Origin of the sequence: Vreelandella nigrificans, assembly GCF_002374315.1 — a bacterium.
GTDB classification, from domain to species: domain Bacteria; phylum Pseudomonadota; class Gammaproteobacteria; order Pseudomonadales; family Halomonadaceae; genus Vreelandella; species Vreelandella nigrificans.
Window position 1 is genome coordinate 51514 of sequence record NZ_NWUX01000015.1, and the last position, 19104, is coordinate 70617.

Here is a 19104-nt window from a genome sequence, read left to right on the forward strand (position 1 = left end):
TTAGGGCATTACTGTAATATATGCAAGAAAAGACTGGTTTATTAAACTTAGACATGTGGAAAATAGCGTTATTAAAATGCCAATATATAAATAAGCAATTGATTATAAAAAATTAAATATTACAAAAACGAGCCTTTAAACTTTGGTATAAAGTAATGCAACAATGCAATAAAGTTGGTAATGTTCCGCATTATTTCACCTTCCCTCCAAGCTGTTACAATGGCCGTCTTTTTGCATTTAGCCATGGAGATCATTGTGCCACTACGCGACCTGCTGCTCGGCCTGTTGGTGATCGCCATTTGGGCGCTGAACATTATTGTCATTAAAGTCGGCGTGGCGGAGTTACCTCCGTTACTGATGACCACGCTGCGCTTTATGCTGGTCGCAGCACTGCTAGTCCCTTTTTACCCAGTGGCACGTGCTCAGCTACCGTTTTTGCTGCTGCTATCAGTGACCTTTGGCAGCCTGCACTTCGCGCTTTTGTTTATTGGTTTAGGGCAGGCAGAAGCGGGCACAGGTGCGCTGTTGGTGCAAATGGGTACGCCCTTTGCAACGCTGCTAGCGGTTATCTTTCTTAAGGAGAGACTGGGGCCAAAACGTATTGCGGGGCTGCTACTATCATTTTCGGGGATTATTGTATTAGCTGGTGGCCCCACCTTACCGACGCCCCTGCCCCTGGCGATTTTGTTGTGCAGTGCCTTGGGCTGGGCGGTGTCGCAGCTGTTGATTAAACGCGGCCCGCCCATTGCCCCCTTGGCCCTGGCAGGCTGGGTCGCGCTGTTTGCGGTCCCTCAGGTGGCGCTGGGGTCATGGCTATTTGAAAACGGCCAGTGGCAGGCGATGCAACAGGCAAGTTGGTTGGGCTGGAGTGCGATGATTTACACTGCGGTGATGTCGTCGATTGTTGCCTACGGCATTTGGTACGCGCTTTTACGCCGCCACCCAGTCAATCGCGTGGTGCCGATGACACTACTCACACCGGTTTTTGCCGTGGGCCTAGGCGCGCTGTTAATGGGTGACAGCCTAGGCTTTCATAAACTGATGGGCGGCGGCTTGGTGGTTGCAGGTATTGCCCTGATTGTGATCAATTTTCGCTGGCGACCCCACCATCCTTAAGCCGGTGGTTGGCAGAAGCCTGCAATATCAGGGATAGAGACGCAGTCACCCACTTTGATGCCACGCTCAGCAAAATAGCCTGCATTAACCTCTAGTGCAGAGTGGTAAGCAGCCCCTGCTGGGTAAGAAGGGCACTCACGCGGAGTGTCGGACTCACAGGGCTGCATGGTATTAATCGCGACAATACGCCCATCGCCGTCAATAAAGGCAATATCGAGAGGGATCAGCGTGCGATACATCCAAAAGGCATTGTCAGCAGGCTGCTCGTTTTCAAACCGAAACAGCATGCCACTCTCTGCTGGCAAGTGCTCGCGCCCCATCAAGCCTCGCTGGCGCTGAGCCGTGGTTTCCGCAACTTCAGCCTCTAAGCGGTGAGGACCGCTATCACTGTGAATAGCCAATGACAAAACAGTAGCTTGGCTAGATGCCGCCCAGGCAGAGAGTAGCGGCAATGGCAGGCTAGCGGCCAGAGAAACGCCCAAAGATGTTTTTAGCAGCTGACGACGAGTAAGCGTCATAGCAGGTTCCTTTTGTTGTGCGGCACCGCATGTGCACGATGTTCCGGCATCAGGTGAATTCCTTCCGCCAGGAGTGATACATGCACTTGCTCTCCCAGCGTTAGCTGGTTACGCCTAGCCGCATGGGTAGCGATGTCGAAACGTAGCATATCGCCGTTTAAAACGCGCAGTACAATCGACGTTATGCCGCCAAGCACCACCATTTCACTGACAGTGGCAGCCACAGGGTTTTCACGCTCGCCATGTGAAGGACGGCCTCGACGATGAAGCACGATATCAGAGGGCGGCAGGTACCAGGCAACACGCTGGCCCTCGGCTATCGCATTGAGCCCCTCCCCAGCCACCTCCAGCAGCCACTCACCCCACTTTAAGCGGCGCTGACCATGTATGCTCACCACCTCGCCTTCAAAGACATTATGACGATCCAATAACCTTGCCACTAGGGGTGTTCTAGGCTGACGGAACAGTGACCCTGGGCTACCCTGCTGCAAGCTTATACCGCTATGCAGCACGCAAATTTGATCTGCTAGTGCAGTGGCTTCCTCTAAATCGTGAGTGACCAATACAATCGGAATATCGATCTGTTGACGTAGCAGTGCAAGCTCCCGTTGCAAACGCCGCCGGGTGACTTGGTCCACCGCTGAAAACGGCTCATCAAGCAGTAGTACCTTGGGGTCACGAGCCAACGCACGAGCCAGTGCCACTCGCTGGCGTTGCCCACCAGAAAGTGCATTCGGGTAGCGCTTACCTAATCCATCCAAACGCACCTTGGCAAGCCACTGCTCCGCCCGTTCACGGCGCAAAGGCTTCGGTAAGTGGCGCAACGGCAGCTGGATATTCTCCAATGCGGTTAAATGTGGAAACAGCGCATAATCCTGAAACACAATCCCCACTTGCCTGCGCTGGGGCGAGAGTGAGTGCTTACGTTCGGCATCAAGCCAAACATCTCCAGCACAACTTACCTGCCCATGCTGAGGATGATAAAGCCCAGCAATGGTGCGCAGCAGCGTGGTTTTTCCGCTGCCGGAAGGGCCCACCAGTGCCAACAGCTCACCGGGTTGGCAAGTAAACTCAGCGGCCAGTGGGATCGGCCCCGTTTGGTTGACCGCCACATGAAGACCTGCGACTAGCTCCGGTATGTGCAAGTCAGCCACGTGCCCACCGCCTACGACCGGCCAGCCCATACACTAACCCTAAGGTAATAAATGATACCAGTAGCAGTAACGCCGACATCTGCGCGGCACCCTGTTCATCAAAGGCCTGTACGCGATCATAAATAGCAATCGCAAGGGTGCGGGTTTCGCCATCAATCGCACCACCTACCATTAAGATCACCCCAAACTCACCCAGTGTATGGGCAAAGGTTAACGCAGTCGCTGACATAATACCTGGCCATACCAGCGGTAGTTCGATACGCAGTAACGTTTGCCAGGGGCTAAGCCCACTGCACCAGGCAGCCTCACGCAGATTGTGGGGCACATGTTCAAAGGCTCGTTGGATGGGCTGTACGGCAAACGGTAGGTTGGCAATCAAGGAGGCAATTAAAATACCGTTAAAGGTAAAGTTAAGGCCGCTGCCAGTCATTTCTGCCCAGAAGGCGCCAAATGGTGCGTCACGGCTAAAGCTCAATAGCAAATAGAAACCCAGGACGGTGGGCGGCAGCACCAGCGGCAATGCCACTAGCGCCTCGCATAAACCTTTACCGCGAAAGCGCGCGTAGGCCAGGGAGCGGCCCAACCAAATAGCGATGGGGATAAGGATTAAGCAGGTAAACCCCGCAAGGCGAAGTGAGACCGAAAGCGCCGACCAATCCATTATGTCCCATCCATCATGAACCAACCATTATTCAGCGCTAAAGCCATAGCGGCGCAAAATGGCTTGCCCGTCATCTTGCTGCAGCCACTGATAGAAAGTGCTGGCCACCTCTCCTGCCTGGTTGGTTAGTACCATGCGTTGGCGTAACGGGCTATGCCAGGACTCAGGGATAAGTACGTACTCACTTCGCTCGGCAAGCGCCGGGGCTAACGCAAGTGAATAAGCGACCAACCCGCCTCGGGCATCGTTAGTGAGCGCAAACTGCGCTGCCTGAGAGACGTTTTCGCCTAACACCAGTAAAGACTCGGATTGCTCCCAAAGCTTTGCATGCTGAAGCGCCTGTTTAGCTGCAACGCCATAGGGGGCATGCTCGGGGTTAGCTAGGGCGATACGTTCAGCAACACCATTTGCGTGAGCTTGCAACGCCTCCTGCACGGCAGCAAGCGGTGCGTCGTTACTGGGTAAATCATCACGATCGGCGCGCTGCAGCCAAACTAAGCGGCCAACGGCGTAAATAACGCCTTCATCCTTGGTATGGCCCTCGTCATAGAGCGCCTGAACATAACGTTCATCCGCAGAGAGATAGAGCTCAAAAGGCGCCCCCTGGGCAATTTGTCGGCGAAAGTTACCCGACGAGCCAAAATTCAGCCTCAGTGAATGTCCGGTTTCCTGCTGAAACTGCTCAGCGGCTTCAGTGAGTGCAAACTGTAAATCAGAGGCGGCCGCCACAATAGGAGGCGCCCCCGCTATTACGGGGGAACCTATCAGTAGACACGCCAATGCTAATCCATGGACTATTTTAGCCTTTGCTTTGTTCAGCATGCTGGTCGGTAATCTCCATCACTTTCATGGTATTGGTGCCACCGTGGGCATTCATATGGTCGCCGCGGGTAAGGATCACATGATCGCCGGCTTTGGAGATTCCAGTTTTCACTAGAAGCTCAAGTGCACGGTCATTAAGCTCAGTAGGCGTCATTTCAGAGGTATCAAAAGGTAACGATACAACCCCACGATAGAGCGCCATACGACGCTGGGCAATGGGATTATGCGCTAAGCCTACAATTGGTAACCCAGAGCGAATACGCGAGGCAATCAGTGGCGTATAGCCAGACGATGTCATACAGGCAATCGCGGTGACTCCTTCCATATGATTGGCAGCATACATCGCAGAGAGAGCAATGGTCTCATCTGGGCGGGTAAAGCCTTCATGGATACGGTGGCCAGACTCCTGGGCTGATTTTTCCCGCTCAGCACCCAAGCAAACACGCGACATCGCTTCCACGGTTTCCAGCGGATAGTCGCCTGCCGCGGTTTCCGCAGAGAGCATGACCGCATCACTGCCATCCAGCACTGCGTTAGCAACGTCAAACACTTCCGCCCGGGTGGGTAGCGGCGCTGAAATCATGCTTTCCATCATTTGCGTGGCGGTAATTACCGCGCGGTTTAGCGAGCGAGCGCGCTTTATCATGCGCTTTTGCACGCCAACCAGCTTGGCATCGCCAATTTCTACACCTAAATCGCCCCGCGCTACCATCACCGCTTCGGAGGCTTCGATAATGCCATCCAGCGTAGCGTCATCCGCAACCGCCTCGGCGCGCTCAACCTTGGCAACCAAACCAATCTCTTTACCCTCCTCACCTAACAGGCGACGTGCTTCCAGCATGTCTTCTGCATGACGGGGGAACGAGATAGCCAAGTAGTCGACGCCAATCTCAACCGCTGTTTTGAGATCAATTTTATCTTTTTCAGTTAGCGCAGGAGCAGAGAGGCCACCACCCTGCTTATTAATGCCTTTATGGTTGGAGAGTTTGCCACCCACTACCACGCTGGTATGCACCTGTTGGCCGTCAACGCGAGTAACGTCCAAAACCACTCGACCGTCATCTAGCAACAGGCGGTCACCGGCAGTTACATCTTGGGAGAGGGTTTTGTAGTCACAGCCCACCTGCTGCTCATCGCCCGCATCACCATCCAGCTCCATATCGAGAATAAATGGTTGGCCCTCTTTAAGAACCACTGCTCCCTCTTTAAAGCGCGCAATACGAATTTTAGGACCTTGCAGGTCACCCAGGGCCGCGACACTGCGACCTAACTTGGCAGCAATTTCACGCACTCGCATTAAACGTTGGCGGTGGTCGTCAGCGGTGCCATGGGAGAAATTTAAACGCACCACATCGACACCCGCCGCAAGCATGGCTTCTAGTACACCTTCCCGATCGCTGGCGGGGCCAAGGGTGGCGACAATTTTGGTACGACGGATCGAAGAGAAGTGCAGTGCGTTCATAATGTTCCAACCATGCAAAATTGACGTGTAGTGACTCAACTAACTGATGCTAGCTTACCAGTTTAACGCGCTCTATATGACAGCACCGCAACACAGCAGACGTAGATTTCTTCAACACCACGATGATCGCCAGGGGCGGACTTATGCCGCACCGCCCAAAGAGGCCGAGGCTTCTGTCGTTAATGGTTAGGCTTTAGTAACGTGCTTTACCAAAGAGCTTGTGAAACATACCTCCCAATAGTAACTTCTTTAGCAACACTCGTTTCATAATTCTAAAACCACACAACGATGCTCAGCAGTAACCTTGGCACAACCTGATGCCCGCTATTTGTTGCTAAGGTTAGCTATTTATAACAACAGCCACCCCAGATAGATGACGGCCCTATAAACGCGAGGCATAACATGTCCCAACAAACACCTCCTTCGCCCCTCTCTGATAGCCAAAAGCCTAAAAAAAGCTGGTGCCGAATTCCTGATATCTATGTAGTTCTGTTCATATTTATTGGATTGGCAGCGATAGCAACTCATTTTGTACCCGCAGGGCAGTTCGAACGGGTTCCTGGCCCCAACGGACGCATCACTATTGACCCTACGTCTTATGAACAGATCGCTGCAACCCCGATTGGCCTCGTTGATTTCATGCTGGCGATTCCCAATGGCCTGATGAGCGCCGGTGAAGTTGTCTTTTTTACCTTTATGATTGGCGGCATGTTTATGGTGCTGAGGCGCACCGGAATTATTGAGATAGGCGTTGATAAACTCACCCGGCGCTTTGCACGCCAGAGCTTGCTCACTATCCCTGTATTGATGACGGTATTTGCCCTGGTAGCAACCGTTATCGGGACTCAAGAGTTGGCGCTGGTTTACGTACCGGTCATCCTGCCGCTGATGATTGCTTTACGCTTTGATTCAGTCACGGCAGCGGCGGTAGCGCTTTGCGCTACCACTGTCGGCTTTACAACGGGCGTGCTCAACCCCATCAATACGGGTCTTGGGCAGCAACTCTCAGACCTACCTCTCTACTCCGGTTATGGCATACGTATCATGGCGTTTATTGCCATGCTGGCGGCAGCCATTTTCTTCGTCATGCGCTACGCTCGCATGGTGCGTCAAACGCCCTCACTTAGTTTATTAAGCAGTGACACCAACGAATCTGAAAAACGCACGCTGTACCAACACGCTGACAATAGCCCTGCTTTAATCGCCACCTCGCGCCAGAAATTCGCGGCCATCGCCACCTTCGCCTTCTTTGCGGTGCTCGTTTATGGCGTGCTGCAACAAGGCTGGTTCATGATGGAGATGGCGGGCCTGTTTATCATTATGGGGATCGTGGTTGGCCTTATCGCAGGCCTCGATACTGATGAGATCTGCTCAGGCTTCAACCAGGGATTCCGAGACGTATTAGTAGGAGCCATGATTGCTGGCGTAGCAAGGGGTGTCGCCGTCATGTTGGAAGACGGCCAGATAATGGATACGCTGGTATTCGGGCTTGGTAATCTTGTCGGTGGACTGCCTACCCTGCTTTCGGCTATTGGCATGTTCTTCGCCCAGCTCGGCTTCAATTTCATTGTTCCTTCCGGCAGTGGCCAAGCGCTGGTCACCATGCCACTAATGGCTCCCCTTTCCGATATTATCGGCGTTACCCGCCAAACGGCGGTGTTAGCTTTTCAGCTTGGTGACGGTATTGGCAATATCCTCTATCCGACCTCAGGCTACTTTATGGCAACCCTGGCGCTTGCTGGTGTGCCGTGGCAAAAGTGGGTCAAATTCTTCTTCCCACTTTTTTGCGTATGGATCCTGATTGCTTTGGGCTTTCTTGTGTTTGCCCAGGCAACACAGTGGACCGGGTAGGGACATTACGCCGCTCCGCCTCGCTAGCAGCGAGGCGGCATTACGTTAGAGTACGGCAGAGATAAACTGCTTCAGCTCCGGGGTTTGGGGATTGCTGAACAGCTCGCTAGGGGCGCCCTCTTCATGGATGCGCCCCTGGTGCATAAACACCACGCGGTCGGCAACGTCGCGGGCAAAGCCCATCTCGTGGGTAACCAGGATCAATGTCATGCCTTCAGCCGCCAGTGCTTCAAGCACGCGTAACACTTCCCCCACCAGTTCAGGGTCAAGTGCAGAGGTTACCTCATCGCAGAGCAACACTTTGGGGCGCATCGCCAATGCCCGGGCAATCGCTACCCGCTGCTGCTGACCACCAGAAAGCTGCGCCGGATAAGAATCATACTTATCCGAGAGGCCAACTTTCTCAAGCACCTCACGGGCAATTTTCTCAACCTCAGTTTTCCCTTCACCACGCACCACTAACGGCGCCAAGCAGACGTTTTCCCCCACGGTTTTATGAGGGAACAAATTAAAGCTTTGGAATACCATGCCCACGTTTTCACTCAGCTCTTTGGGCGACATCGACGCCGCATCCAGCTGTTTATCAGCGATGGTGATTTTCCCACTGTCGTGCTTTTCTAACTGATTCAGGCAGCGCAGCAAGGTGCTTTTACCCGAGCCACTGCGGCCAATAATCGCCACCACTTCGCCTTGCGCAACCGAAAGGTTAATGCCTTTAAGCACTTCCAGATCGCCAAAGGCTTTATGAACGTTATCAACGTAAACCAGCGTCATAGAGCTTTTTCTCCAGATAGCGCGCGTAGCAGGAAAGTGGGTAGCACAGCGCAAAGTAAAGAAGTGCCACAAGGGCAAAGATAGTGAAGGGTTCAAAGGTCGCGTTATTGAGCATGGTGCCTGCTTTAGTAAGCTCTACAAAGCCAATGATGGAGGCCAGCGCCGTCCCTTTAATGACCTGTACTGAGAAGCCCACCGTAGGCGGAATAGAGAGCCGCAACGCCTGGGGCAGAATCACATGACGCATGGATTGGAAGTAGTTCATACCCAGCACCCGTGCCGCATGCCACTGCCCTTTAGCCACCGCTTCCAAGCAGCCACGCCAGATGTCACACAGAAACGCACTGGTAAACAGCGTTAGCGCAATGGAGGCCGCCCACCAGGCAGAGATCGGGTGCCCCAGAGCAGCGGCACCAAAGAAGATCAAAAACAGCTGCATCAGTAGCGGAGTGCCCTGAAAAAGATCAACATAAAGTGCTGTTAAACGCTGCAGCCAGCGGCTGCTGGAGAGGCGCATAAAGGTCAATACCAGCCCCACCGTAGCACCGCCCACAAAGGCAATCAGCGACAGCACAATGGTCCAGCGGGTAGCCAGCAATAGGTTGCGTAAAATATCCCAGAAGGTGAACTCAATCATCGTTGTTCTCCTTGCTGATAGGCGAACACGCGCTTACCCACCAGCATAAAGCTGCGGCGCATGCCAAAGGCGAGGAGCAGGTACACCAGCGTGATCAGCAGGTAAACTTCAAAGCTGCGGAAGTTACGTGACTGAATAAAGTTAGCAGCGTAGGTCAAGTCAAATACCGAAATCTGCGATACCACAGCCGAACCCAACATAACAATTATCGACTGACTGATCAGCGCGGGGTAAACCCGTGCAAAAGCAGGCACCAATACAACGTGGCGATAGCTTTGCAGTGTGGTCATGCCCAGTGCACGGCCCGCTTCTAACTGCCCTTTCGCCGTAGCGCTGATACCTGCGCGCAGGATCTCGGCACTGTAGGCGGCTAAGTTAAGCGTCATGGCGATAAATGCTGCGGTAATGGCATCAATCTTGATGCCCAATCCAGGCAATCCGAAAAAGATAAAAAATAGCTGCACAATAAAGGGAGTGTTGCGGGTCACTTCGACGTAACCGCTCAACCCCCAGCGCACCCATGGCTGCCCGTTGACACGCAAATACGCCACTGCCACTGCTAGCGTTAACCCCGTTAAGGTCGTCACCACAGTCAACATGACCGTGGTGGTAAGGCCTTGCAGCAGCTCGCTGGCGTAGGGCAACAGGGTAAGAAAATCGAGTGTTGGCCCCATGATGAACCTCAGCTACCAAAATTTTCAGGTAGATCGGCGCTGAACCAACGCTGTGACAGCTCATTTAAAGTGCCATTCTCTAATCCCTGGGCAATCAAGCGATTCACCTCTTCCATCAATGCAGGTTCATTTTTGTTCATGCCCACATAGCAGGGTGAATCTTTGAGCTGGTATACCAGTGAGGGCGCCCGACTGCTATTACGCTCAGCGATCTCGGCAGCAACCACGTTCCCCGTGGCCACGTAATCAACTTGGCCGGAAAGAAATGCGGAGATAGTCGTGGCGTTATCTTCAAAGCGCTGGATCCTGGTGGAGTCCGGTGCAATCTCGGAAAGCTCCATATCTTCCACAGCACCACGGGTTACCCCGATGGTTTTACCCGCCAGCCCTTCAGGGCTATCCACGCTTTCATCCACATCAGCGCTGAATACACCCAAGAAAAACGGTGCATAGGCATCGGAAAAATCAATCGCCGCCTCACGCTCCGGGTTTTTACCCAGGCTGGAGATCACCAAATCCGCCTGGCCAGTCTGTAAATAGGGGATACGGTTAGCACTGGTAACCGGGATCAGTTGCAGCTCAACGCCCATTTCATCAGCAAGGTATTGAGCCATATCGATATCGTAGCCACGCGGCTGAAGGTCGGTACCTACCGAACCGAAGGGCGGAAAATCCTGCGGCACGGCAATGCGAATAGTGCCCCGGGACTCTATGGCTTCTAGCGCATCCGCCTGAACATTTGGGCTGGTTGTTAACGCCCCCAGAGCAACAGCGGCACATAGGCCCGTGGCTAAAATGCTGGACTTTAGACACTTGAAGCGGCTATTGAACGAACCACTAAGGCGATGTGATAACGATTTCATAAGACTCTCCTGGCAGGGGGAATGCTCTCGGGACAGTTTGTTAAGGTCATGCTCTGCGACAGGCAGTGACAGCAGTAGCAATGGACGCACAGCGAACGAAAGTTTTGTTGCACATACACATCATAAGAAACTTTTGTTTCACCTAATCACTGAAGAGCAATTGAGATACCAGAAGTAACGAACGTTTTTTATAACAAGGGATTAGCAAACAAGACGCACTAAAAAGCAGCAGTCGTCTGATAGGAAAGAGAGCGGCAAGAGAGGGGGTGTGAAAGTTATTGGTGCACTCCTGACACGCACAAAAACGCAATGCACCAATAATGACAAGCAGTGACCACGTAATGAGACAGCCTAGTGAGCGTCCCAATCAACACTCATAGTCGGAGCTTCCAGCTCACTGAGTTCATGGTAAATAGCACTAATCGTACTAATTCGCTCTCGGCCTTCCGCTAGGCGCTGGTGCAACACACCATTGGCCAGCAAACAGATAAGACTATTGGCCGCTGCGTAGCTATCAAATGCAGAGAGACTCTCCAGTGGCGTTTCCATAAACCAGCTTACCTGCGACGCGAAATTTACCGCCGTGGGGTCAGCAATTAGGGCCACCTGAGCAGGCGAACGCTCAAGTGTATTGATTAGCGAGGCAAATGCCGTCGGTCGCCGCCGAAAGCCAAACAACACCACCACATCCTGCTCGCTGAGATCGACAATCTCTTCAGCTAACGACTGGTTTGGCTGGGGCACCACGCGTACCTGAGCGCGTGCTTGTATCAGTTGCTGGCGGAAATGCAGCGCCAATGGATAGCTGTTACGAAACCCGATTACGACCACATGGCGTGCCTTATCCAGGCACCCCACCAAGGATGAAAAATCCTGATGGGCGATGTTATGTAAACAGCGCTGCAAGTTATCCTGCTCCCGCTGAAGGTGCCGCTGAAACGGCGCCCCTGCCTCCTCCTCCATGGCATTAGCATCAATAACTAACGGCACCCCCAGGTTACGCAGCTGGCGGGCGTGATCTTTAACCGTACGATAGCTCTCAAACCCCAGCCGCTTAAATAACCGACTGACTGTCGATTTCGAAACGCCGGTTAGGCGGGCCAAATCGGCGGCGCTATACACTGCCAAATCGTCAAAATGGTCGAGAATAAAGCTCGCTACGCGCTGCTCCTGGGCACTTAACTCGTCAAACTGGGCGGTAATTCGCTGTCCGATATGCGGCGTCATAGCATCCTATTCAGCTGTGTGATCAACGCGCTCGTACTGGGGGGCTAATTGGTACTCGGCTCAGTGGCAGACAATACCCGCCTAGCAATCCAAACGCAGTCGAGGGTTTCGATGTAATCCAAAAGTGTGCAGCACAAGAAAACGCTCTGGTGGACATGCTCACCGCTCTGACTATCGGTCATCCAGGGCCAAAAAGGCAAATCATCGCTCTATGACCTATTGACGTAAAGGCAGCCTTATCCATCAAGCTCTAAACCTTCTCCATCCGGTTCTAGGTGCAGGGCAGCATTGGGATTGCACACCAAATAACCCAGCAACACAATTGTATACAAAGCAACAAAAACAATGACCAAATAAAACTTAGCCACATGATAATCATTTGATAATTAAAAATTATCTTTCTCACACCCATACTAAACCTTTGAAAACTGAACAAATGGTCAAACTATTTGATTATTATTTTTGTTATTCTTTCCTGCTTTAGCACTTGCGTAGCATCAGAAATCGACCTATTTTCGTATACAACGACATATACATTGTTTACATGCAGGCCGATTATTGTGCATATACGAATTATTAATCCCAATACCACGGTGTCCATGACCGCTGCTATTTATCATGCAGCCCAGCAACGGGCCACCTTGGGCACCACGGTCAGTGCCTCACAGCCCGAAGCGGGCCCCGTCTCCATTGAAAGCCATTTCGATGAAGTTATCAGCGCAGTCGGGGTTGCCGAAGAAGTGCTAAAAGGCGAGCGCGAGGGTGGTATTGATGCTTATGTAGTGGCCTGCTTTGGTGATCCTGGCCTATTGGCTGCCCGTGAGTTAACCCGCGCACCGGTGATTGGCATTGCCGAAGCAGCCTTTCATTTAGCCACGCTTATCAGCACCCGCTTTTCAATCGTTACCACCCTAGGGCGCACCGGCATTATCGCCGAGCATTTGCTTCAGCAATACGGTTTTAGCCACCACTGCCGTCGCATTCGCGCCGCCGAAATTCCTGTCTTGGATCTTGAACATCACCCTGAAATGGCGTTTGTCCGCATTGTTGAAGAGTGCTGCCGCGCCCGGGATGAAGATGGCATTGGTGCCATCGTTTTAGGCTGTGGTGGCATGGCTAATTTGACCCAGGAGATTAGCCGCGAGGTGGGCCTTCCAGTAGTGGAAGGCGTAAGTGCGGCACTCAAGCTGGCGGAGTCGCTAGTCAGTCTAGGGCTTTATACCAGCAAATATGGAGACCTTGCCTACCCACGGCCAAAAGCCTTTACAGGTAAGTTTTCCGGGCTATCTGATCTTGAGCTACCACTTAAGTCGTAAAAGCCACACAACCCACAAAAACAACGACTACTCAAAAAGTATTCGATAACAATAGATTAAATAGATTTTTCCAATAAGTACGTCCATTAGCACGCCACGCCGCAAGCGTTGCTTGGGTATACAAAATACTCAGGTTGCCAATAAAACCGATAATCTTGCGAGGACGACACCATGAGCGCTACACCCTCGGCTCTTGCGTCAGAAGAACGACCCGATGCTGGGTCGAAAGCATTAGGGGCTGAAAGCCTGGCCCCACAACACACCAGAATCATGGGGCGTAGCTCCTATTTTCTGGCTTGGTTCGGCGGCTGTGTATCCATCGGCACCTTTGCCATGGGTTCCAGCGTCGTCGGTACTTTGAACCTATTGCAAGCCACCTTGGCCATCGCCATCGGCTGCTTTGTGATCGGTATTGCACTCGCTATCAATGGGGCAGCAGGCTACAAGTACGGTATCCCGTTTATGGTGCAGGCGCGCAGCGCTTTTGGCTTTACCGGTACACGATTACCTGGCTTGGTCCGCGCGGTACCTGCGGTAGTGTGGTATGGCTTTCAAAGCTGGATTGGGGCGGGGGCACTCAATATGGTGTCGGCCACCCTATTTGGCTTCGACAACCTTATCTTCTACTTCATTACCTTCCAGTTCCTACAAATTGGCCTTTCGGTGATGGGTTTCCAGGGCATCAAATGGTTAGAGAATATCGGCAGCGCTTTTATCCTCGCCTCATTGATGTACATGTTCTATGCCACCGTGCAGCGCTATGGCGATGAGCTTTCGGCTAACCTGCTGACCATGGAAGGCTCCTGGGGCATGCCCTTTTGGGGCGCCACCATGCTGTTTTTAGGCATCTACAGCACCATGATGCTGAACGTTAGCGACTACTCCCGTGAGCACAAAAAAGGCACACCCCAGAGCCTACTAACCACCATTTATGCCATGTCTATTCTGCCCTGCACGCTGTTTATGGGCTTGATTGGCTATATGGTTTCTGAGGCCACCGGCACCGCCGATCCTATTCAGGTGTTCGCCAACGCAGTGGACAATACTCCACTGTTGATGACCACCCTGCTATTCATCGCCTTTGCCCAGGTGACCACCAACGTACTCAACAACGTAGTGCCCCCCACCTATGTCTTGATGGACGTATTTAAGATCAAATTCTCGGTTGCCACAGTGATTGTTGGGCTACTGGCCTTCGCCACCTTCCCCTGGAAGCTGGTGCAGCCTGGCTCTGCTGCGGGCTTGCAGCTGTTTGTGCAGACCTACTCCGCCTTTTTAGGCCCAATCTTCGCCATTCTGGTGGTGGATTATTACGTTATTCGCCGTCGCACCTTGGACATTAATAAGCTGTACGACCCAGAAGGCCCCTACAAAGGCGTCAATGCCGCTGCGCTGATCGCTACCGTGGTAGGCATAGTGGCGGCGCTCTCTTTCTCGGCCATTTCCTGGTACGCCAGCCTTATCCCCGCAGGCATTACCTACTACTTGCTGATGAAGCACTGGGCTCCCTGCCAGCGCTTTAGCCAGTAGCCTAATTAACCAACCTGCGAGCCGACACAATGAAAGAGAACAACGTCGTGAGTGAGCTAGATATTCAGCACATCGACCCTACCCTGTACAACGAGGATCTTGCACCGCTGAAACCCCAGAACCGTAACTGGGGCGCCTTTGAGATTTTTAATGTCTGGTCTAACGATATTCAGAGCCTGTTTGGCTACACCCTGGCAGCCTCGCTGTTTTTAACCTACGGCCTGAACGGCTGGGCGGTCATGGCAGCGATTATTCTAGCGGGTGTGATTGTGATGTTTTTGGTTAACCTCACCGGTAAGCCCAGCGTTAAATACGGCATTCCCTTTCCGGTGATGGTGCGCGCTAGCATGGGGGTACGGGGGGCTAACCTGCCCGCGATGCTGCGCGCCATTGTGGGGATATTTTGGTACGGCGTGCAGACCTACTTTGCTTCTACCGCCGTTACTCTGCTGATTACGGCCTTTTATGGCGCAGGCGATGGCAGTACTTTCCTAGGTCTTTCTGGCGTGGCTTGGGTGTCGTTTGTGATTGTGTGGCTATTCCAGATCGCGATTTTCTGGCAGGGCATTGAGCGCATCAAGCACTTTCTTAACTGGGCAGGCCCGCTGGTCTACGTAGTGATGCTAGTGTTGATGATCATTGTCTGGTTCCAAGCGGGAAGCGAGCTGATCCCCGCCATTGGCACCATTTTTAGCGGCGACGGTGCAACCAGCGGCAGCTCGATTGCGGCCTTTATGGCGATTGTGGGCACCATGGTGGCGTATTTTGCGGCGGTGGTGATCAACTTTGGCGATTTTACCCGCTTTGTAAAAACCGAGCGTCAGATGAAGCTTGGCAACCTACTAGGCTTGCCACTTAACGTGGCGTTCTTCTCCTTTATCGCGCTGATTATTACCGCAGGCACTCTGGTACTGTTTGGCGAGGCGCTGACCAACCCCGCTGATATCGTTGAGCGGGTGGATTCACTACCGCTAACGATTGTCGCCGCACTCACCTTCTTTGCCGCTACGGTGGGTATCAACCTGGTTGCCAACTTTATTCCCCCTGCCTACGACCTTGCTAACCTGTTCCCCAGCAAGATCAGCTTTAAGATGGGTGGCCTGATTACCGCTGTCATTGCATTCTTTGTTGGCGCACTATGGCTTTCGGTGATCAGTCAGATCGGTGTTCCCGGCTTTGTAAATGCGCTAGGGGCAATCGTCGCACCCTTCTACGGCATTATCGTGGTCGACTACTACCTGATTAAGCGTCAGAACTTAAACATGCAAGAGTTATTCTCTTCAGCACCAAGTAGCGCCTACTACTATGTAAACGGCTGGAACACCCGCGCCCTTCTCGCCTTTGGCGGTGCAGCGCTATTCTCACTCTCCACCGTGTTAGTACCAGCGCTTACCGGCCTTGACGGCTTTGGATGGATGATTGGCGCAGCCCTGGGCGGGCTGTTCTACTACGGTTTGATGAACCAGTTTAAAACAGCACCCTCGCTTTCTGAACAGCAGACAAGTTAAGGTAACAAAGCCCTAACTAACTGATTAGAAAAGCATACAAGCGCCATTGGTATGAAGCCGATGGCGCTTGTTTATCGCCCGGGCTGACCCAGTCATGTTGCGCTCGCGATGTTCACATTTCCAGGCCTAGCCGAGTACGAGCAATATCGGGAAAAGTCACTTCAAGACGCAGCCTGTATAGCCGCCTTCAAATATGCTGAAGAAACAAAGTGCACCATCAGCTATGAACGAACTTTTTTAGGCCTGTGTTCAATGCGTGACCGCTCCCCGCCCTCAATCGAGCGAGGGTTTACGCGGGCTTTTGCTAAAAATAGGTCGTCATATAGATGGTATCTTAGGTGTCATGTTCCTGGGATTAGCAGCTAGGCTAGTGGCGAGCAAGTAATCCTTCGGCACTAAATCTAATCTTCTGGACAAATATTCCGCTGCGCTGCAAATTTGCTGCGGCTATGACACGTTTTATGTGCTTAAGGATAGAGGGATAGGCAGTTTGAACATTACCGATTTACCCTTTGGGGTTACTGACTGGTCTGAAGTTGAGAAAACTGAACACACCGGGGAGCAGGGAGTTGCGTATTGGAAGACCCGCCATTTTGGCGACATCCGAGTTCGCATGGTTGAGTATAGCCCTGGCTACTTAGCCGATCATTGGTGCGCCAAAGGGCACATTCTGCTCTGCCTAGAAGGTGAGCTCCACACTGAGCTAGAAGACGGACGTTGTTTTGTGCTTCATCCAGGGTCGAGCTATCAGGTCGCAGACAACGCTGAGCTTCATCGCTCCTCGACAGAGCAAGGGGCCAAGCTGTTCGTAGTGGATTAAAATCACATAATCAGGTCATCCAGCAGATGCCGGAGAAGAGATTGAATCCAACGATTCCTGATGAAGCGAAACAAGCCAAGTCGGTCATTGAAGACCTGCTTAGTGATTCAATCGTCGGTATTTATCTTTTTGGCTCGGCAGTTGTGGGTGGCTTAAAACGCGACAGTGACGTGGATATTTTGGTCGCAGTTAATGACCCGCTTACCACCTGGCAAAGGAAAGAACTTGTCGCTCGGTTGATGAGTGTGTCCGGAGCAATCGGAAATCAACAGTTCATCAGGCCGATAGAGCTGACTGTCGTAACCGTTTCAGATGTTGTCCCCTGGCAGTTTCCACCTCGGGCTGAGTTTGTATACGGCGAGTGGTTGCGAGAGGAATTCGAAGCCGGAAGCATCCCAGAACCAGCCAGGGATCCTGATCTTACAATTGTCCTAAAAAAGGTAATTGATGATAGTTTGCCGCTATATGGCGGTGATGCTGCTAGCGTTTTCGGATCTGTGCCGCTAGCGGATATTCGAATGGCAATTCGAGATTCATTGCCCAATCTTCTTGCAGAGACAGCTGGTGATGAACGTAACGTGATTTTGACCTTATCACGGATGTGGCTGACCGCTGCTACTGGTGATATCGCTCCAAAAGATACAGCAGCGCAATGGGCGGAAAAGCAAGCGTCTCCTGATCACGCAGTGTTATTGCAGAATGCTCGCGAAGGCTATCTCGGGAGGATTGATGATAGATGGGAAGAGAACCGGGAGGAGTTCGAAGTGCTTGTCTCTTATATGAAAAAGTCAATTGAGGCATGCCTCGATGCCTAACAGTGGGAGAAGCCATGACAGGCACAGGCACAGAGACAAATTACACATTTTCCAGTGCTGGGGCGTTGAGGCTGTCGAGCCCGCCTTGGCATTGAGGGACCATATCCCCAACGTCCAGAATGTCAGGGATAAGTCACAGGCAGCTTTAATCACTCCTCCCAAGCGGCAATGATATCGCGCTCTTCATCGCTCATATTTGTCATGTTACCCAGTGGCATATAGCGGCTGGCCACGACTCGTTGAATTTGTGCTTTATGGCCAAGAATTTCGTCCCAATTATCCAAGGCAAAGCCTGCAGGCGGCGCTGAAAACCCGGCATGCGCAGGGTTGCGAGCATGGCACTGCACACAATGCTGCTCCATTAATTGAGTAATTTGTGCCTGGTCTGGCTGTCCCGCCACCCCCTCGCCGCTCGGCAAGGTAGCAGTGGGTGCCGTCACCCCAAATGCCAATAAAATAAGCCCGACCCCAAAAGCGGGATACGCTGGCTGGGTTTTGCCTGCATGCATCAATACGAAGAACTGCCGAATCAAAGCGCCAGCAAAGATAAACAGCACCATGGCTATCCATGCACGCTCGTGGGAGTAGATAAACGAGTAGTGATTACTTACCATCAACAAGACGACGGGTAGCGTAAAGTAAGTGTTATGCACCGAGCGCTGTTTGCCGCGCTTGCCATCCAAAGGGTTGGGGGCTTCTCCCGCCTTCATGGCTTTCACCATGCGGCGCTGGCCGGGGATAATCCAGAAGAAGACGTTCGCCGACATTGCCGTTGCCATCACCGCGCCGGTAAGCAAAAAGGCCGCACGCCCGGTGAACATTTGCGTGCTGAGATAGGCAACCACCACCATCATGACGGCAACGGCTACGCTGAGTAGACCATCGCGCTCCATATTGGGGCTAATACGTTTACACAGTTCGTTGTACACCACCCAGCCGCCCAATAAGAAGGCCAGCGCCAGCAAATTCGCCTGCCAGCCACTCATATTAGCGGCCCACTGCCAGGAGCTATTGGGATTTACCAAGTAGAAGCCGGGATTCACCATGTACAAAATAACAAACAACGCAAAGCCAGAAAGCCAGGTGGTATAGGCTTTCCAAAACGACCAGTGCAGCTCGTTGGGCAACTTAGCAGGGGCTGTGGCGTACTTCTGATTATGGTAGAAACCACCACCATGTACCGACCACATCTCGCCAAACACGCCCTTCTCGCGGTCTTCTGACGACTTGGGTGTGCGCAGACTGTTGTCCAGCATGACAAAGTAGATCGACTCACCGATCCAGGCAATAGCCGCAATCACATGCAGCCAGCGCAGCAGCAAATTAACAAAATCAATGGTATACGCTTGCATGCTG

18 protein-coding genes are annotated in these 19104 nt (G+C 52.5%); 7 read left to right on the top strand and 11 right to left on the bottom strand.

What is annotated here, in order from left to right:
• Positions 1 to 255: 255 nt before the first annotated feature.
• Entirely contained in the window at positions 256 to 1116 is an 861-nt protein-coding gene (locus CPA45_RS15365; protein ID WP_096653070.1) for a DMT family transporter, read from the top strand.
• On the opposite strand, the gene CPA45_RS15370 is transcribed toward CPA45_RS15365, so the two are convergent.
• From CPA45_RS15370 to pyk, 5 genes are read right to left on the bottom strand one after another with little or no spacing between them, the layout of a single operon-like run.
• On the bottom strand, positions 1113 to 1634 hold the full coding sequence (locus tag CPA45_RS15370) for a DUF192 domain-containing protein (protein ID WP_096652959.1): 522 nt from the start codon (positions 1632 to 1634) through the stop codon (positions 1113 to 1115). The genes CPA45_RS15365 and CPA45_RS15370 overlap by 4 nt on opposite strands.
• Complete coding sequence (locus CPA45_RS15375; RefSeq protein ID WP_096652961.1) at positions 1631 to 2818, bottom strand: ABC transporter ATP-binding protein; 1188 nt, start codon at positions 2816 to 2818, stop codon at positions 1631 to 1633. Before CPA45_RS15375 ends, CPA45_RS15370 begins: the two co-directional genes overlap by 4 nt.
• Positions 2781 to 3449 (bottom strand): molybdate ABC transporter permease subunit, encoded by a 669-nt coding sequence (gene modB / locus CPA45_RS15380; protein ID WP_096652963.1) that lies wholly within the window; start codon positions 3447 to 3449, stop codon positions 2781 to 2783. Before modB ends, CPA45_RS15375 begins: the two co-directional genes overlap by 38 nt.
• Positions 3450 to 3476: 27 nt before the next feature.
• A complete protein-coding gene (modA, locus tag CPA45_RS15385; RefSeq protein ID WP_096652965.1) occupies positions 3477 to 4271 on the bottom strand; it encodes a molybdate ABC transporter substrate-binding protein in 795 nt (264 codons plus the stop codon).
• Complete coding sequence (pyk, locus tag CPA45_RS15390; RefSeq protein WP_096652967.1) at positions 4249 to 5733, bottom strand: pyruvate kinase; 1485 nt, start codon at positions 5731 to 5733, stop codon at positions 4249 to 4251. Before pyk ends, modA begins: the two co-directional genes overlap by 23 nt.
• A 402-nt stretch (positions 5734 to 6135) precedes the next feature.
• Between pyk and CPA45_RS15395 the strand changes: the two genes are divergently transcribed.
• Positions 6136 to 7584, top strand: coding sequence for a YfcC family protein (locus CPA45_RS15395; RefSeq protein ID WP_096652969.1), 1449 nt, complete (start codon positions 6136 to 6138; stop codon positions 7582 to 7584).
• A 45-nt stretch (positions 7585 to 7629) separates the two neighbouring features.
• Here the strand turns inward: CPA45_RS15395 and CPA45_RS15400 are convergent, their stop codons facing one another.
• The 5 genes from CPA45_RS15400 to CPA45_RS15420 all read right to left on the bottom strand — a co-directional run bounded on the left by CPA45_RS15400 (position 7630) and on the right by CPA45_RS15420 (position 11759).
• The gene (locus tag CPA45_RS15400; protein ID WP_096652971.1) at positions 7630 to 8358 is read right to left on the bottom strand and encodes an amino acid ABC transporter ATP-binding protein; all 729 of its coding nucleotides are present in this window, start codon (positions 8356 to 8358) and stop codon (positions 7630 to 7632) included.
• Entirely contained in the window at positions 8339 to 8995 is a 657-nt protein-coding gene (locus tag CPA45_RS15405) for an amino acid ABC transporter permease (RefSeq protein ID WP_096652973.1), read from the bottom strand. Before CPA45_RS15405 ends, CPA45_RS15400 begins: the two co-directional genes overlap by 20 nt.
• Positions 8992 to 9669, bottom strand: a complete 678-nt coding sequence (locus CPA45_RS15410; RefSeq protein WP_096652975.1) for an amino acid ABC transporter permease — start codon at positions 9667 to 9669, stop codon at positions 8992 to 8994. The genes CPA45_RS15405 and CPA45_RS15410 overlap by 4 nt, the downstream gene beginning before the upstream one ends.
• Positions 9670 to 9677: 8 nt before the next feature.
• Positions 9678 to 10532, bottom strand: coding sequence for a transporter substrate-binding domain-containing protein (locus CPA45_RS15415; RefSeq protein ID WP_096652977.1), 855 nt, complete (start codon positions 10530 to 10532; stop codon positions 9678 to 9680).
• 351 nt (positions 10533 to 10883) lie between these two features.
• Positions 10884 to 11759, bottom strand: coding sequence for a MurR/RpiR family transcriptional regulator (locus CPA45_RS15420; RefSeq protein WP_096652979.1), 876 nt, complete (start codon positions 11757 to 11759; stop codon positions 10884 to 10886).
• A gap of 560 nt (positions 11760 to 12319) precedes the next feature.
• Between CPA45_RS15420 and CPA45_RS15425 the strand changes: the two genes are divergently transcribed.
• The 5 genes from CPA45_RS15425 (at position 12320) to CPA45_RS15450 (ending at position 17748) form a co-directional block, all read left to right on the top strand.
• Positions 12320 to 13075 carry an aspartate/glutamate racemase family protein gene (locus CPA45_RS15425; protein ID WP_096652981.1) on the top strand — a complete coding sequence of 252 codons (756 nt, stop codon included), beginning with the start codon at positions 12320 to 12322 and terminating at the stop codon, positions 13073 to 13075.
• Positions 13076 to 13246: 171 nt separating this feature from the next.
• Positions 13247 to 14605, top strand: a complete 1359-nt coding sequence (locus CPA45_RS15430; protein WP_096652983.1) for an NCS1 family transporter — start codon at positions 13247 to 13249, stop codon at positions 14603 to 14605.
• Positions 14606 to 14634: 29 nt separating this feature from the next.
• Positions 14635 to 16113 carry an NCS1 family nucleobase:cation symporter-1 gene (locus CPA45_RS15435; protein WP_096652985.1) on the top strand — a complete coding sequence of 493 codons (1479 nt, stop codon included), beginning with the start codon at positions 14635 to 14637 and terminating at the stop codon, positions 16111 to 16113.
• A 490-nt stretch (positions 16114 to 16603) separates the two neighbouring features.
• Positions 16604 to 16933, top strand: coding sequence for a DHCW motif cupin fold protein (locus CPA45_RS15445; protein ID WP_096652987.1), 330 nt, complete (start codon positions 16604 to 16606; stop codon positions 16931 to 16933).
• Positions 16934 to 16974: 41 nt separating this feature from the next.
• The gene (locus CPA45_RS15450) at positions 16975 to 17748 is read left to right on the top strand and encodes an aminoglycoside adenylyltransferase family protein (RefSeq protein WP_244287624.1); all 774 of its coding nucleotides are present in this window, start codon (positions 16975 to 16977) and stop codon (positions 17746 to 17748) included.
• A 149-nt stretch (positions 17749 to 17897) separates the two neighbouring features.
• On the opposite strand, the gene CPA45_RS15455 is transcribed toward CPA45_RS15450, so the two are convergent.
• On the bottom strand, positions 17898 to 19100 hold the full coding sequence (locus CPA45_RS15455) for a urate hydroxylase PuuD (protein WP_096652991.1): 1203 nt from the start codon (positions 19098 to 19100) through the stop codon (positions 17898 to 17900).
• Between the last annotated feature and the right edge of the window lie 4 nt (positions 19101 to 19104).

Coding starts and splice junctions, on each gene's coding strand:
- modB (WP_096652963.1), bottom strand. CDS start 3,449: ATGGATTGGTCGGCGCTTTCGGTCTCACTTCGCCTTGCGGGGTTTACC.
- CPA45_RS15430 (WP_096652983.1), top strand. CDS start 13,247: ATGAGCGCTACACCCTCGGCTCTTGCGTCAGAAGAACGACCCGATGCT.
- modA (WP_096652965.1), bottom strand. CDS start 4,271: ATGCTGAACAAAGCAAAGGCTAAAATAGTCCATGGATTAGCATTGGCG.
- CPA45_RS15395 (WP_096652969.1), top strand. CDS start 6,136: ATGTCCCAACAAACACCTCCTTCGCCCCTCTCTGATAGCCAAAAGCCT.
- CPA45_RS15415 (WP_096652977.1), bottom strand. CDS start 10,532: ATGAAATCGTTATCACATCGCCTTAGTGGTTCGTTCAATAGCCGCTTC.
- CPA45_RS15400 (WP_096652971.1), bottom strand. CDS start 8,358: ATGACGCTGGTTTACGTTGATAACGTTCATAAAGCCTTTGGCGATCTG.
- CPA45_RS15435 (WP_096652985.1), top strand. CDS start 14,635: ATGAAAGAGAACAACGTCGTGAGTGAGCTAGATATTCAGCACATCGAC.
- CPA45_RS15375 (WP_096652961.1), bottom strand. CDS start 2,818: ATGGGCTGGCCGGTCGTAGGCGGTGGGCACGTGGCTGACTTGCACATA.
- CPA45_RS15410 (WP_096652975.1), bottom strand. CDS start 9,669: ATGGGGCCAACACTCGATTTTCTTACCCTGTTGCCCTACGCCAGCGAG.
- CPA45_RS15420 (WP_096652979.1), bottom strand. CDS start 11,759: ATGACGCCGCATATCGGACAGCGAATTACCGCCCAGTTTGACGAGTTA.
- CPA45_RS15455 (WP_096652991.1), bottom strand. CDS start 19,100: ATGCAAGCGTATACCATTGATTTTGTTAATTTGCTGCTGCGCTGGCTG.
- CPA45_RS15370 (WP_096652959.1), bottom strand. CDS start 1,634: ATGACGCTTACTCGTCGTCAGCTGCTAAAAACATCTTTGGGCGTTTCT.
- pyk (WP_096652967.1), bottom strand. CDS start 5,733: ATGAACGCACTGCACTTCTCTTCGATCCGTCGTACCAAAATTGTCGCC.
- CPA45_RS15405 (WP_096652973.1), bottom strand. CDS start 8,995: ATGATTGAGTTCACCTTCTGGGATATTTTACGCAACCTATTGCTGGCT.